Annotated in this window: 13 protein-coding genes; 2 read left to right on the top strand and 11 right to left on the bottom strand. The window is 68.7% G+C overall.

What is annotated here, in order from left to right; genetic code table 11:
* Nucleotides 1-42: 42 nt before the first annotated feature.
* A complete protein-coding gene (locus tag HZA32_19945; protein ID MBI5426354.1) occupies nucleotides 43-660 on the bottom strand; it encodes a hypothetical protein in 618 nt (205 codons plus the stop codon).
* A gap of 123 nt (nucleotides 661-783) precedes the next feature.
* Between HZA32_19945 and HZA32_19940 the strand changes: the two genes are divergently transcribed.
* Entirely contained in the window at nucleotides 784-1,842 is a 1,059-nt protein-coding gene (locus tag HZA32_19940) for a DUF481 domain-containing protein (GenBank protein ID MBI5426353.1), read from the top strand.
* A 246-nt stretch (nucleotides 1,843-2,088) separates the two neighbouring features.
* On the opposite strand, the gene thpR is transcribed toward HZA32_19940, so the two are convergent.
* Entirely contained in the window at nucleotides 2,089-2,646 is a 558-nt protein-coding gene (gene thpR, locus HZA32_19935; GenBank protein ID MBI5426352.1) for an RNA 2',3'-cyclic phosphodiesterase, read from the bottom strand.
* A gap of 97 nt (nucleotides 2,647-2,743) precedes the next feature.
* Here thpR and HZA32_19930 point away from each other — a divergent pair, with 97 nt between their 5' ends.
* Nucleotides 2,744-3,289 carry a hypothetical protein gene (locus HZA32_19930; protein ID MBI5426351.1) on the top strand — a complete coding sequence of 182 codons (546 nt, stop codon included), beginning with the start codon at nucleotides 2,744-2,746 and terminating at the stop codon, nucleotides 3,287-3,289.
* A 107-nt stretch (nucleotides 3,290-3,396) separates the two neighbouring features.
* Here HZA32_19930 and HZA32_19925 read toward each other — a convergent pair whose 3' ends face one another.
* From HZA32_19925 to chrA, 9 genes are all read right to left on the bottom strand, one after another.
* Nucleotides 3,397-4,518 (bottom strand): toll/interleukin-1 receptor domain-containing protein, encoded by a 1,122-nt coding sequence (locus HZA32_19925; protein ID MBI5426350.1) that lies wholly within the window; start codon nucleotides 4,516-4,518, stop codon nucleotides 3,397-3,399.
* Nucleotides 4,519-4,823: 305 nt separating this feature from the next.
* A complete protein-coding gene (locus HZA32_19920) occupies nucleotides 4,824-5,225 on the bottom strand; it encodes a copper-binding protein (GenBank protein ID MBI5426349.1) in 402 nt (133 codons plus the stop codon).
* Complete coding sequence (locus HZA32_19915; protein ID MBI5426348.1) at nucleotides 5,222-6,655, bottom strand: hypothetical protein; 1,434 nt, start codon at nucleotides 6,653-6,655, stop codon at nucleotides 5,222-5,224. Before HZA32_19915 ends, HZA32_19920 begins: the two co-directional genes overlap by 4 nt.
* A complete protein-coding gene (locus HZA32_19910) occupies nucleotides 6,652-7,467 on the bottom strand; it encodes a DUF4198 domain-containing protein (GenBank protein ID MBI5426347.1) in 816 nt (271 codons plus the stop codon). The genes HZA32_19915 and HZA32_19910 overlap by 4 nt, the downstream gene beginning before the upstream one ends.
* 78 nt (nucleotides 7,468-7,545) lie before the next feature.
* Nucleotides 7,546-9,798 carry a TonB-dependent receptor gene (locus tag HZA32_19905; protein MBI5426346.1) on the bottom strand — a complete coding sequence of 751 codons (2,253 nt, stop codon included), beginning with the start codon at nucleotides 9,796-9,798 and terminating at the stop codon, nucleotides 7,546-7,548.
* 34 nt (nucleotides 9,799-9,832) lie between these two features.
* Entirely contained in the window at nucleotides 9,833-10,348 is a 516-nt protein-coding gene (locus HZA32_19900) for a cytochrome c (GenBank protein ID MBI5426345.1), read from the bottom strand.
* Between the two features lie 101 nt (nucleotides 10,349-10,449).
* Entirely contained in the window at nucleotides 10,450-12,531 is a 2,082-nt protein-coding gene (locus tag HZA32_19895; protein ID MBI5426344.1) for a TonB-dependent copper receptor, read from the bottom strand.
* Nucleotides 12,532-12,667: 136 nt separating this feature from the next.
* On the bottom strand, nucleotides 12,668-13,051 hold the full coding sequence (locus HZA32_19890) for a hypothetical protein (GenBank protein ID MBI5426343.1): 384 nt from the start codon (nucleotides 13,049-13,051) through the stop codon (nucleotides 12,668-12,670).
* Between the two features lie 74 nt (nucleotides 13,052-13,125).
* Nucleotides 13,126-14,322 (bottom strand): chromate efflux transporter, encoded by a 1,197-nt coding sequence (gene chrA, locus HZA32_19885; GenBank protein ID MBI5426342.1) that lies wholly within the window; start codon nucleotides 14,320-14,322, stop codon nucleotides 13,126-13,128.
* Nucleotides 14,323-14,558: the final 236 nt, after the last annotated feature.

Below are 14,558 nucleotides of genomic sequence, written 5' to 3'. Positions count from 1 at the left end.
GTTTGGGACCAAGCGCGCCGCGCACGGGACGAGACCGCGCTGTCAGCTCCAGTGGTAGTTGAAGCTGACGCTGATTCGCTCCTCGGTCGTGCGATTCGCGGCGACTTCGTGGCGGAGCCAGCTTTCGAAGAGCAAAAGCCAGCCGGCTTTCGCGGGATAAGTGATGTGCTGCTGGTTTTCGCGGCGCGCTGCGGCGACTTTCGGCGGCGCGGCCATGAACTTGCTCAGGCGCGGGTCCTCGAACTTCAGGCCGGGGCAGCCGGGCGGCGTGACGACGTAATACGTGCCGCTGATGAAGCTGTTGGGATGCAGGTGCAGGCTGTGCGCGGCGTGCTCGGGCATGATGTTCACCCAGAAATCGCTCATCGCGATCTCGCGGCCGCGGAGATCCATGTCGAGTTCGCGGGCGAATTTCCGCACGTGCGCGGTGATTTTCTTCTCGAGCGCGGCGAAGGTGGACGAGAATTCGTGCAGGCGGTTCAGCGAGGCGTAGGAGGTGTAGCCGCCGGGGTAGTTCTTCTCGCACCACTTGCGGCCGGCGGCGTCGTAGTCGCGGATGCGGCGGCACTCGTCGGCGAGCTCGGCGTTGAAGCGCTCGAGTCCGGTCCGGAGCAGCGGTTCATGGTAAAGGTAGGTCGGAAACCAGGCGCGCGTCGGCATGGCGGGACTGTGAGCTGCCGTCCCGGCTCGTCGCAAGGGACGAAAAATCCCTGAAAGCCGCGCGCAGCGAGTTTTGAGATTGAGCTAGGGGTTTTCCCCTGTTTCACAGGCCAGCTTGGATTTATGAAACACACCCTTCACCGCATCCTCGCGAGCTCCTTGGTGGTGCTCGCCCTCGCCAGCGCCGCCCGCGCCGACCGCATCGAGCTGACCGACGGCTCCGTCGTGAACGGCAAGCTCCTCTCCGCCGATCAGGGCCAGTTCAAGGTCGAGACGAAGTTCGCCGGCGTGATCACCATCGCGCAGGACCAGATCAAGGCCTTCTCGACCGACGAGGCCGTGAACGTCGGCCTGAAGGCCGGCACGCAGGTGCTCGGCACCGTCGCCTCCACCGGTGGCGGCATCGCCGTGACCGCCGCCGACGGCCAGATGTCCGCCAGCGCCGCCAACGTCGTCGCCGTCTGGCGCCCGGGCGAGGACAGCCCCGCCATCCGCGAGGCCAAGGCCGCCGCCGAGAAACTCAAGCGCCGCTGGGCCTACGAGGCCGGCGTCGCGATCAACGGCCGCACGGGCGGCTCCGAAAAATTCGCCGGCGCGCTCGGCTTCAAGGCCACGCTCGAGAGCAGCGAGGACAAGCTGATGTTCAACGCCGCGATCAACCGCGCGCAGGAAAACGGCAACCAGACCGCCGACGACTGGAAAGCCGGAGTCGACTACTCCTCGTTCTTCACCGGCTCCGCCGTGTGGTATGCCCGCACCGAGCTCTCGAAGGACAAGATCAAGAACATCACCCTGCGCTCGAACTCCGCGTTCGGTGTCGGCCGCAAGCTCGTGAAGACCGACGCACAGGACCTCGAGGTGCGCTTCGGTGTGGGCTACATCTATGAGACCTACACGGGCGTGACGCCGGACTTCAGCTCCGCCGGCCTCGACCTCGCCGTGATCAACAAGCAGACCATCGGCTGGGCCACGATGAACAACTCGCTGACCTACACGCCGTCGTTCAAGGATTTCTCGAACTACCGCGCCGTGCACGAGACGACCTTCGACCTGCCGATCAAGTCCGGCGATTTCTGGAAGCTGCGCATGGGCGTGAACAACGACTACCAGAGCCAGCCCGCGGGCAACGCCACGAAGCTCGACACGACCTACTTCACCGCGCTGATCCTGAACTGGAAGTAAGCGCAAGTCGCCCGGCGCGCTCGGAGCGCCGGCGGAAATTTCAAAGCGGAGCCGCGAGGCTCCGCTTTTTTTGCGGCCAGGCGGAGGGCCAGGCAGGCGATGCGAGACAGCTTAGCTGTCGCCCTCGCCGTTGTAGGAGCCTGCTTGCAGGCGACCCAACGACCGGGCGGGAGTGCGCGATTGGTCGCCTGCAAGCAGGCTCCTACATTGGCTGATCCGGGAACGCGGCCTCGCTCCCGCTGCCGCTCACGCCTCCAGCGCGAAGCTCCGCACCACCCGATACGCCGGCGGCGACCCGGCGCGCAGCTCGCTCGCGTAGAGCTCGAACGACGCCACGCGGAACGGCGGCGCTTCGAACGCGCGGTGGCGGTGCAGAAATTTGTCTAGGCGCTTCGCGTCGGTCTGCTCGCCGAGCCGCGCGACCGTGAAGTGCGGCGCGAACGTCCGCACGTCGATCGTCATGTCGACCGAGAGCAGCGCCTCGTCGACTTGCTTGCGCAGTTGAAAGAGCCGCGTGTGTCCGGTGCCTACGCCGGCCCACAGCACCTTGGCCGGGCCGCGCGGGGGAAACACACCGAGCCCGCCCACCGGCAGCACGAACGGCTCCACGCGCACGCGCGCGAGCGCGGCCTCGATGTGCTCCTGTTTTTCCGGCGACAGGTCGCCGATGAAACGCAGCGTGAGGTGCAGGTTGTCCGCTGGCACCCAGCGCGTGTCGGCGAGGAAGTCGTCCGCCAGTGCCGCGAGGTCGGAGCGCACGACGGCGGGCGGCGTGAGGGCGACGAAGAGGCGCAGCGGACTCATGCGGGTGAGCGAAGCGGCGCGCGCCGGCTCCGCCAGCGCAAAGTGCCGCGCGAAAAAGGTGTGGAGCCCGCCGCTTCCCGCTGTTTGCTTCCGCGCCATGAAGAAAGCCGTCCTGCTGTTCTGCGTCCTGGTTCTGAGCGTGAGTGCGGGTGAGAGTTTCTGGGAGCGACTCACGCCGGAGCAGCGGGCGAAGGCCGGTCTCGAGAGCCTGACGCCGGAGCAACGCGCTGCGCTCGACGCGCTCGCGGCCGAATTCGCGGCGAGCGAGTCGGGTCACGCCGCCACCGCCGCCCGCGAGAAGGCGATCGCCGAGACGAAGGCGGTGGCCCAAGCCGAAGCCAAGGCCGAGGCGAAAGCCGAAATCGAACGCGAGAAAAAGGCGCGCGTCGGCCTCGAGGAGAAGCGCTCGCCGGCGGCGGACACGATTCGCGCGAAACTCATCGGCACGTTCCGCGCATGGGGCCCGGGCGCGGTATTTCCGCTCGAGAACGGACAAATTTGGATGGCCGAGAAGAACAGCGAGGAGCGCTTCTTCGGCCGGCGCGACAACGTGGAGGTCGAGATCCGCCCGTCGTCGTTCAACACTTGGAAGCTCTACCTTCTGCCGGACGGACTCTGGATCCGCGTGAAGCGCATCAAGTGATCCGGGCTGGCGGGAGCTGGCTCGATTCCGTGGCGATGTGGCGTGCGCTGGCGAGGCGCGCCTGAGCTAGCGCCGCGAGTTCCGCGCCCATGGAGTCCGCGGAAGGCTCAGTCTTTCTTGAGCAGCAACGGAACGATCTGCGGGTAGATTTCGCGGGCGATGGCGCCGGGGTTTTCGGTCGCGGGATAATCGGCACTCCATATCGCGATGCCGTCGACCGTGCGCTCGATTCTCACCCAGGTGACCGGCTGCCCGTCAACCGTGGCAGGAGCGCAGGAGAGCACGAGGCGCGCGCCGAGGGCGGCCCCGCGGGCGGCAGGCGTTTCGCCTTCCTTCAAGGGCATGGTGCTGAGACTTGTCCGGACGCCGTTCAGCAGGACCAGTTTGCCGAAGAGTTCACCGGCGAGGGCCATGCCGTTGCTCGCCCCCGAGTGGGTGACGATGATCAGGTCGACCGGACGTTTTGCGGCGGCCGTGTTGGGCTCCGCCCGGCGCCGCGGATCGTCGGCCTTCGCGGCGACATCCTCCGGCTGGCTGGATTTCTGCGGGGGCGCGCTCTCCATGCTCATGGAGCAGTTCGTGAACGCGTTCAGCGCAGCGACGACGAGAAGGGCGCACGCGAGGATGCGGCTCCAGCTCGGGAGCTTGAGCCAGGAGTGCCAGAGTTTTCTCCATCCGCTGGCCGGCGCGACGGGGGCCGATGGCGGGAGGTATTCCGGGGCGCGGGCGACCTGGGCTGGTCGTGGCGCGGCTGCGGGCGCGTGGTGCAAGCGCTGCGGGCCGCCGGCGGCGAGCCGTCGCGCGAGTTCGCGGAACGCCGGAGTGGCGTCGCCCCCGGGCACGCGCAGCCACTGCACGGTCAGGAATTTCTCGGGGACCCGCGAGGTGGCCTCCGTCGATTCGTCGATGGCCACGGGCAGGAGAAACACGACTTCGTCGGCCATATCGAGCATGCGCTCGAGCGCGAAGCGCCACTCACGTCGGAAATAGCCTTCGAGCCGGGCGCTCGCGCGGGTGGAGATCACGGGCATGAAGTAGGTGCACTCGCGGATCTGGCGGCGGATTTTTGCGTCCCAAGCCTCGCCGCCGGTGAGCTCATTTTCGTCATACCACGCGTCGACCCCGACCTCGTTCAGCGCGTCGCGCAGCTTGCGGATGGCGGGCCGGTCTTCGGAGGCGTAGCTCAGGAAAACGGACGGGCGGCCGGCGGGGGCGGGATCTTGGGACATGACGGCGGGCGAGGCTTGCGTCGAGGAGGACGCCGTCAACGGACCTGAGACGAGGGGGCGGAGCTTGCGCCGAGCTGCGGTCGGGTTGCGTCGTAGGCGGGTTGTCGTGCGGTCGCCGCAGAGGCCTCTCACGGCACCGGAACCTGGCTCGCGGGCGCTCCGTGTCGTCCGCGAGCAGGCGATTCCACGTGCGCCTCTTCGGTTTTTCGTCGCTGCCTCACTGGAGGCCGCGGTCGAGCGGCGCGCGGTAACTCAACCGAGCGTCCGAATGCCTCGGGGCGCGCTCGAAGCGCGGGGCGCGCGCTTCAAGGCGCGACGATCTTCACGTCGCGCAGAATCCACTTCTTCTCCGCGTCGCGGCCCATCTGCGCGGTGATGGCGTCGCCCTTCTTCACGCGGGCGAGCACTTCGGCTTCGACGCGGAACATCATTGTCATCGCGCGCATCACGCCGGGGATGTCCTCGTGTTTCACGACGAGCGCGGATTTGTCGGCGAGGACTTCGACCACGACGCCTTTGAGCGGGTGCGTCTGCGGAGCGGGAGCGGAGTCGGCGGCGGTCGCGGCGGGCTTCTCGTCGCCGGCGTGGCAGCAGCAGACTTCCTTGCCCTTGCAGCAGGCGCAGCCGCAGTTCTTGGCGGAGTCAGCGGCGAAAAGCGCGGCGGGGAGCAGCGAGATGAAGGCGAGGAGGACGGAGCGGAGTTTCATGGTGAATCGTTGACGGAAGGATGAGTGGGCGCGGTGGGTTCGCAAATCTCTAGGAGCGCGAGTTCGTCGCCGCGGACGACGGCGAGCGGGCGCGGAGTGGTGGCGCTCGCGCTCGGGGCGGGGGCGGGTTTCAGCGCGGCGGCGTTGATCAGTGCGGTGTGGATTTGCGTGGCGGCGGGGGATTTCGGGTTGGAGGCGTCCTTGGGGACGGCGTCGGTCCAGCTGATGAGGGCGGTGAGGCCGTCGCCGTCGCGCCGCGCGGCCATGCGCGCGAAGCCGCTGGCGCGGACCGAGGACGTCGCGGCGACGAGCTGCGGCGCGGAGAGCGTGCCGTCGGGGAAAATGCGGCGCACGTAGAGGCCGGCGTCGTTGCCCTGCGACTTCGCCTCGAGCCAGGAGACGAGTGAGGAATTGTCGGCGAGTTTCACGAGGTCGACGCGACCGATGGGGCGACCGAGATCTATGGCGAGCGCGGGGCCGAAGGTGACGCCGCCGTCGCGCGAGACCTTGGCTTGCACGCGCGCGATGCCGTTGGCGGCGGTGAACCACGCGATGGCGAGCGACTCGCCGCGCGCGTCGGCCGCGGGGCCGTTGACGGGGCACGCGGGGATTTTCCAACCGTCGTCGTGGAGCGGGCGCGGCGGGCCCCAGATCGTCTGGTTGAAAAAGCAGATGCGGTTGTCGCGGATTTCCTCCCGCGTGTGGCCGCGGTAGGCGACGACGAGGCGGTCGCCGCCGAGGTGTGCGAGCGTGGTCTGGCAACAGGTGCAGACGTCGGGATCGACAACCCAGTCCTGCAACGTGGCGCCGTCGGACGCGAGCAGGCGGGACTTCAGGCGCATCGCGGGTGCGTAGGGCGCGTTGGGGTCTTTGGCCGGCTGGGCTCCGCCTTCGCCCAGGCTACGGCGCGACGCGCTTCGCGCGGGATCGCGGACGCGTGCGCCTTCGAGCCAGACGGCGAGCAAGCGTCCGCCGCTGAGCGGAGCGAGCGAGACGAATTCGTGGCCGAGGTGGTCGGGTTTGCTCCACGTGGCGCCGCCGTCGCGCGAGCGGGAGAACCAACCGTCGTAGCCGTGGGCGTCTTCGCCTTCGGGCTTTTGAAACCACTGCGCCCAGAGCTGGCCGTCGGTGCCGACGGTGAGCGAGGCGAAGTCGGCCCAGTTCTCCATGAGCAGTTCCGTGCTGACGATCGGTCGTGGTGCACTCCACGCGTCCGCGCCGGGCGCGAGGGTGACGAGCCACAGTGCGCGCTCGCCGGCGGCGACGCCGGGGCCGGCGTAGGTCAGGTAAGTGGTTCCGTCGGGTCCGGTGTGGAGCGACGATTCCTGGGTGTCGGCGGGAGCGGGCGACGGGAACTCGCGCACGGCGCCGTGGGCGGTTTGCGCGCAGAACGCGAGGCTGAGCAGGACGGCGTGGAAAGTCCGTGTCATGGCGTGGGAACCGCGAAGGTGAGATTGCCCCAGTAACTTTGCCAGTCGTATCCGGGTGCCTCGGCGAGCGGGACCATGTGCACGACGCTGATCATCCAATCGCCGGCGGAGGGGAGCGTGAAGGCGACCGTGCCGTCGGCGGCGGTGCGGGCGGGGAGTTCGGTGAGCTTGTCGCCCTGGCGATGCCACGCGCGGACGAGGGCGCCGGCGAGCGGCTGGTCGTCGAAGAACACGGTGAAGCCGAGCGAGCCGCCGGGGCGCAGCCGGAACGGATCGGCGCGCGGCACGATTTCGAGGCGCTGGCCGGTGCGGGTGGCGTAGGTGGTGTCGGACGCCGCGCCGACGCGCACGAGGGTTTTGACGCAGCGGCGGTAGAGTTCGCGGCCGGGGGATTTTTCCTGACCGCGCTCCGCGCGGAGGGCGAGGATGTGATCGAGGCCGTCTTCGCGCAGGTAGTCGTTGAATTTCTCCGCTTCGAGCGTGATGGGTTTGGCGATGGTATCGACGGCGAGGAGGTGCGTGCCGGCGCCGGAGAGCGGAAGGGACAGCGTGTGCGACTCGGAGGCGGTGGCGTGGACGCGCGAGTATTCGTCGATGCGGCTCGAGGCGGAGATGTCGCAAAACGCGGTGACGAGGTCGCGCGTGAAGGGACGGGACTCGCCTTTGAAGTCCGTGCCGACGCGCAGCGCGAACTCGACGGTGTCGTCGGGCGCGGCGAAATGCGACGAGGGGCGCAGCCAGAATTCGTGCGCGGAAAGCGGGGCCGCGAGGAGGGCCAGAAAGGAGAGGGAGCGGAGTGCGGTCGTGATCATGGGAGGCGGAGGGCGGACGGAGGAGGGACGAGGCGGGCGTGAGGACGGCCCGCGCCGTCCCTCCCATCCTGCAATGGGCTAGAAGGTCACGCGCGTCGAGAACTCGGCGCTGATCGGGTCGGCGAGGCGGCGCATCGTGGTGCCGGCGACGGGTTCGTATTCGGCGTCGGTGAGGTTGCGGCCGCGGAGGTTGAAGACGAGGCGGCGCCACGTGTAGCTCACGCCGGCGTCGACGGTGGTGTAGCCGGAGGCGACGACGGAGTTGTTGTTGTTGGCGAAGCGGTCGCTGACGTGGCGAACGGCGGCGTTGAGCGCGAAGCCGTTGGCGAAGCGCTTCGAGGCGAAGAAGCCGAGAACCCACTCGGGGACGTTCGACGGTGTGTTGCCGCTGCGGTTGATGACGCCGGTGCCGAGGTTCTCGGCGAAGGAGCCATACCACGCGTCGGTCCACGCGGCGTTGCCCTCGAGGCGCCAGCCGGGAGCGGGTGACCACGCGAGCGCGGCTTCGACGCCGCGGGAGTTTTGCGCGCCGATCTGCTGCGAGATGCGCAGGCCGGTGAGCGGGTCGAGCGTGGAGGCGAGGAGGTTGTTCTTCTCGATGTCGAAGAGCGCGAGCGTGGCGTCGAGGTTTCTGCTGAGCGAGCCCTTGAGGCCGACTTCGTATTGGCGGCCGGTTTGCAGGGCGAAGTCGTTCGACGTGGCGGTGAACGAGACGAGTTGCGTGGTGGGCTCGGCGGCGCGGCTGTAGCTGGCGTAGAGGTTCAGGTCTTTCATCACGGACCAGACGAGGCCGCCGCGACCGGTCCACGGGGAATAGCTTTTCGTGTAGGTGGCGAAGGCGGTGGTGGGCGTGACGAGCGTGTCGCGTTGGAGGTCGATGGAGTCGTGACGCAGGCCGGCGACGAGTTTGAGCGAGGGCGTGAGGTCGAGGGCGTCCTCGAGGTAGAACGCGAGGGTGTCGATCACGATGTGCGAGGTCTTGAGGAACTGATCGGGGTTGCCGGGGCCGTAGGTCTGCGCGGGATTGAGGAGCGTCACGCTGGTGGCGATGGTGGCGAGGCCGGCTGGCGTGCCGCCGCGCGTGAGGTTGTTGCGCTCGAAGAAGCCGCCGACGATCACGCGGTTCGGCCGGCCGGCGAGCGTGCCCTTGTAGATGGCGTCGAGGCGGTCGCCGCTGAGGATGTCGTCGCGGTAGATGTGGAGAAACGAGGAGCGCGAGACGAGCTGCGTGACGGGATTCCAGACGTTGGCCTCGAGGTTGCGCCACTTGAGGAGCTGCGTGGCGAGGTAGGCTTCGTTGCGAATTTCCCACTCGGGCGAGAGGCGCAGCTCGGCGCGGAGGCGCGAGAAGGTGTTCTCGGTCTTCGCGTAGTTATCGAGGATGTTGTAGTTGGTGCGGCGCGCGGCGGGCTCGATGCGGGGATTCACCATGCGGTCGGTGGCGCTGTTGAACGTGCGGACTTCGACCGGCGAATTGGCGACGGTGGTGTTGATCACGCCGTCGTAGACAACCGGATTGCCGTAGTAGGACTCGTTCCAGTCTTTCAGGCCGGTGGTGTTGAAGGTGAGTTTCAACGCGTCGTTGACTTGCCAGCTGAGCGCGGCGGCGAGGCCGTCGTAACGCTGGGCGTTGCGGTCAACGTAGCCGGCGGTCTCGTTGTGCGAGTAGTCGATGCGCGAGGTGACGCTGCCTGTCTTGCCGAGCGGAAGCGGGCCGCCCCAGCCGAGGCCGTAGCGGTAGCTGTCCCACGCGCCGATGGAGGCAAAGGCTTCGCCGCCGGCGCGCGCGCTCGGCGGTTTCGAGAGATAGTTCACCGCGCCGCCAATGGCGCCTTCGCCGAACATGAGCGAGGCGGGGCCTTTGAGGATCTCGACGCGGTCGAGGAGGAACGAGTCGACGGTGCGCGAGGATTGCGACGCGGTGTTCTGACGGATGCCGTCGCGCATGATGGTGACAGAGTTCGAGCCAAAGCCGCGCGTGGAGTAGGTCGGGATCGAGCCGAACTGCGTGCCGCCGGTCATGCCGACGGCGGCCTCGACCGCTTCGACGGCAGTGCGGAGGCCGCGCAGTTGCATCACTTCCTGCGAGACGATCGAGACGGAGGCGGGAAGGTCGCGGTTGGAGAGACCGAGACGCGAGCCGGTGGCGGGCGCGGAATCGAGCGGGAGCGAGAAGTCCTTTTGCTTTTCCGCGGTGACTTCGAACTCGTCGAGTTTGACGACCTCGGGTTTGGCGTCGCCGGCCGGGGCGGCGGGCGCGGTTTGGGCGCGCAGGCCGGTCGTGGCGAGCAACGCAAGGAGCGTGAGAGAAGGGAGCGTGGATGGCTTCATGACGAAATACACGGTGACGGTGGAGGGTTCGGGTTCAGCGCGCGTTGAGTTCTTCCCAGGTCCAGAACTTGTCGCGCTTCACGGTGAGGCGGATGACGGAGACCTGTTCGGCGGTGACGGCGGGGGCTTGGTTGCCCCAGGAGTTGCGCGCGTAGGTGATCGCGGCGGCGAGGTCAGCGTCGTTGAGCACGGGGCCTTGCGGCGGCATGACGCTGTTGAACTCGTGGCCGTTGACGGTGATCGGGCCTTGGAGGCCGTGGAGCGTGGCGCGGATGATCTTGCCTGGATCGGCTTCGGTGATGAGCGGCGATCCGGCGAGCGGCGGGAAAACGGCCGGCACGCCCTGGCCATTGGCTTGGTGGCAGACGGCGCAGACTTTTTCGAAAACGGCTTTGCCGGCTAGCACCTGGCGCGCGAGCGCGTCCTCGGGGGACTCGGTCGCTGCGGTGGGCGCGGTGGCTTCGGAGCCGGATTTCGAACAGCCGGCGAGCGTGAGGAGGGCGAGGCCGGCGGTGAACGCGGCAACGCGGGTGGAGCGGAATGATTTCATGGTGTTGCGAAAGAGGAGGGCCGCCCCGGCGCTCTTATGAAAAACCCGACAGGACAAATGACGGTTTTTCCGCCGGAGCGGCCCAAGTCGTGGAGGGAAGGTCAGAGGGTGACGTCGAGTTTGAGCCAGAGTGTGCGGCCAGGCTCGTTGACGCGCGCGGTCTGGACGAAGCCGGAGACCATCGCGCCGGATTTGCTGAGGTGTTCCGCGAAGGCGCGGTCGAAGACATTGTCCACGCCGGCGGAGAGGCGGGCGCGCGTGGTGGGTTTCCAACTGGCGTGCAGCGAGAGCGTGCCGAAGCCGGCGGTCTCGCCGAGATCCTGTCCGACGATGTTGCCTTGGCCGATCGCGACGCGATTCTGGCGCGCGACGGCGCGGAGGAGCGCGCCGGCCGACCATGTCGGGCGCGTGTAGGCGAGGGCGAGGCGTGACTCGAGCGGCGGGAGCTGCGCGAGTGGGCGCGCGTCGGTGTCGTTCGCGCCGTGCACGTAGGCGAGCGAGGCGTCGAGTTTCCAGTCGGAGGCGAAGCGCCACACGAGGCCGGCCTCGCCGCCGCGCGTGGTGGCGTCGATGTTCCGCGTCACGACGGCGCTGCGCGTGCCCATCATGCCGGACGGTTTCGTGAAGCCGCTCTGGACGAGGATGAAGTCGTCGATGCGCGCAGCGAAGAGCGAGGCGTTCCACTCGAGCGCGCCGAGTTTGCCGATCGCGCCGACGTCGAGCTGCGTGGTGGTCTCGGGACGCGTGCCGAAGGCGGTCACGCTGTCCGTGGACTCGTTCTTGATCGCCTCCCAATAGTCAGGATAGCGCTGCGTGCGGCCGAGACCGGCGAAGAGCGTCGTGGCTCGACCGGACGTGCCGAGGTCGCGTTCGTAGCGGACGAAGCCGCTGGCAAGATCGCTGGTGCGCGTGTGGCCGGCGGAGGGATTCGGCGCGGTGCTCATCATCGAGAGCGCGACCGCAGCGCGGCTGTCGGTGGCTTCCCAGCGGTCGAGGCGTGCGCCGGCGTAGGCGCGCGAGCCGGGCGCGGGCGCGATGGCGGCCTCGCCGAAGAGACCGCGTTGTTTGAAACGGGCGTCGCGGACGCGGGCCATCGCCTCATAGGGCATCGTCGTCTCGTTCATCGTCGACCGGACGGTGTGGAGGTTGGTCTGCGTGTCGGCGCCGAGCGTGAGGCGCGTGGACTCGCCCGGCGTGAGCTCGAGTTGCGCGGTGGCGCCGGTGGTCTCGCGGTCGGGGTTGGCGACGGCGGGATTGGGCATCATCATCGATGCGGCGAACGGCCGCAGCGAGTAGTTGTCCATCACGTGGTCGACGTAGTTGTGGAAACCGCGCAGCTCGACGGCGGCGACGAGCGGGGTGAGTTGTTCGCGGCGGAGGCGGAGCGCGTAGTTCTCGCGGGCGAATTTCACGCCGTCCATCGCGCGGTCGGCGTAGGCTGCCTCGCCGTCGCTGACCGCGCCGGAGAGTTCGACGAACGTGAGCGCGTCCGGCGTCCAGGCGGCGGTGGCGTTTGCGCTCCAGCGCTTGTAGGCGCTGTGCACATCGCGGCCCGCGCCGTCGGCGTAGTCGTCGGCGCGCGTGGTGGTGCCGGTGGCGCGGACTTGCCAGTCGGGCGCGCCGGTGCGGGCGTCGGCCACGGCGTCGAAGCGCCCGAAACTGCCGGCGGTGACGGAGCCGAAGAGCGACGACTCGCGCGCGGCGAGACGGCGGTAAGTGCGCTCGAAGAGCACGACGCCGGCGCTGTTGCCCGGACCATGGAGGACGGATTGCGGGCCCTTCACGACGGTGATGCGGTCGTAGGCGGCGGGAAAAACGTAGGCGGTCGGCGGATCCATGCGGTTGCCGCAGCCGCCGAAGATGCACTGGCCGTCGAGCTGCACGCCGAGGCGCGAGCCGGCCATGCCGCGGAGCACGGGATCGCCGTCGGTGCCGCCTTTGCGAATGACGGCGAAGCCCGGCACGGCGCGCAGCGCATCGGCGCCATCGTGCGCGGGCATGGGTTGCGCGGGGGCTTTCGGATCAGTGGTGACGACGAGCGGCTGCGCGGCCCTGGCGCCGGTGACGACCAACGGGTCGAGTTCGACGGCGGGCTCGCGGGCGGGTGGAGAGGCGGGCTCGGACGCGGTGGCGACCAGAGCCGTGAGAGAGAGGGAAGCGGCGAAACGGAAAAACGAGTGCATGACGAAGGAGCGCGAAAAACGCGCAGGGAGACGGGGACGTGCGCGCGCGGACGGAGGCCGGCGCGGCCAAACGCAACGGACGCAGCGCTACGAGGCGCGCGTCGACGGGAGCGTGGTGGGAGGGCTCGGGGGCGCGTTAAACGCGCGGGGGCGGCACGGGCACCGCATCGGTGCGCGTGAGGCCGGCCTCGTTGGCGAGGCCCGGCCAGGCGAAATCAGGAGCGATCACCACGACCGGAGGCGTGGCGTGAAAAGCGAGGACGACACGGTCGCTGCCGCCGAGGGCGTCGTCGCGCGGCAATTGGTCGCGCGCGGTGTCCTGCGCGGATTGGGCAACGTGACAGAGGTCGCACGCCTCGCCGCCGACGAAGGTCACGCGCAGCGCCTCGTGCACCGGCATGACGGCGGAGTAGTCCTGAAACATCTTCGCCCACGCGACGACCTGCACGACGTTCCACACCGCGCCATTGGCACAAAGCCAGGCGACGAGCAGCGCGATCGTGGAGAATTTGCGGCGCATCGGCGGGGAGGCATGCGCACGCGGCGCGCACAGGGCAAGCGCTTTCGCGAAACGTGACGCGCGGAATCACGCCGTTAAGCGAGTCCGATAAGTTGCGCTGTGACTGCGCAGGCGAGCACGACGGCCCACGCCGGCACGCGGGGCACGAGCAGCGCGATGAACGCCGCGGCGACGAGCACCGCGCTGCGCCAATCGCCGAGCGCCGCGCGGCCGATCGGGTGAATGAGCGCGGCGAGCAGCAGGCCGACGACGGCGGCGTTGGCGCCCCGCAGAGCGGCTTGCGCGCGCGGATCGGTGCGGAGCGTTTGCCAGAAGGGCAGTGCGGCGGCGACGAGCAGCAGGCCGGGAAGAAAAATCCAGAGCGTGGCCCACGCCGCGCCGGCGATGCCGTGCGTGGTCCCGCCGAGGAAGGCAGCGAACGTGAAGAGCGGTCCCGGCATCGCCTGCGCCGCGCCGTAACCGGCGAGGAATTGCTCCGCCGTGACGCCGTCCGTTGCGACGAACTCGCGCTGCAGCAGCGGCAGCACGACATGGCCGCCGCCAAAGACGAGCGCGCCGGCGCGGTAGCATTTGTCCGCCAACGCCGCAGGCCAATTTGCCGTATTACGGCAAATTGCCGGAAACGCGACGAGGAGGCAGAGGAATACCGCCAGAAAAATCGCGGAAGCGCGGAAGGACGGAAGCGCGGACGCTGCGGCGGGGCGTTGCGGCTTCGCGGTGCGGTCACGATGGAGCCACGCGACGCCAATGGCAGCGCCGGCGACGATCACGGCGAACTGCATCCACGCGACGGGTGCGAGCAGCAGCGTGGTGGCGCTGGCGAGCACGAGGGCGGAGCGCGTGGTGTCGGGGGCGAGCGTGCGCCACATCGCGAGCACGGCTTGGGCGACGACGGCGACGGCGGCGAGTTTGAGGCCGTGCAGCCAGCCGGTGCCGAGGAGCGCGCTGAGTTGTCCCGTGCCGAGCGCGAAGGCCGTCATCAGCGCGGCGCTCGGCAGCGTGAAGCCGAGCCACGCGGCGATCCCGCCGGCCCAGCCGCGCCAGAGGTAGCCGAGACCGAAGCCGGTCTGGCTGCTCGCGGGGCCGGGGAGGAATTGGCAGAGCGCGACGAGGTCGGCGTAGTGCGCCTCGTCGATCCAGCGGCGGCGCTCGACGTAGTCGCGGCGGAAGTAGGCGAGGTGCGCGACCGGTCCGCCGAACGACGTGCAACCGAGGCGCAGCGCGGCGAGGAAGATCTGCGGGACGGTCGGAGGCGGCGGTGGATTGGCCACGGGGAGGAGCGAAGCAGTTGAACCACGAATGGACACGAATGAACACAAATGACGAGAGGCGGTGTGACTTTTTCGCGTCAGGGCATGGCGACCTGTTTCCGAGCACGAGTGGCGCGGCGTGCCGACTGGGGTGTGGCTTGGAGCGTCGCGAGCAAGCTCGCTCCCACAGTGGATCCCGCGCGGTTTTGCGGAGGCTTGCGCCGGGGAATAGGGCGACGCTCAATCTGGTCGCGCGA

The sequence above is a fragment of the Opitutia bacterium genome (assembly GCA_016217545.1).
Classification (GTDB): domain Bacteria; phylum Verrucomicrobiota; class Verrucomicrobiia; order Opitutales; family Opitutaceae; genus Didemnitutus.
This window is presented reverse-complemented; position numbering and strand designations above follow the sequence as displayed.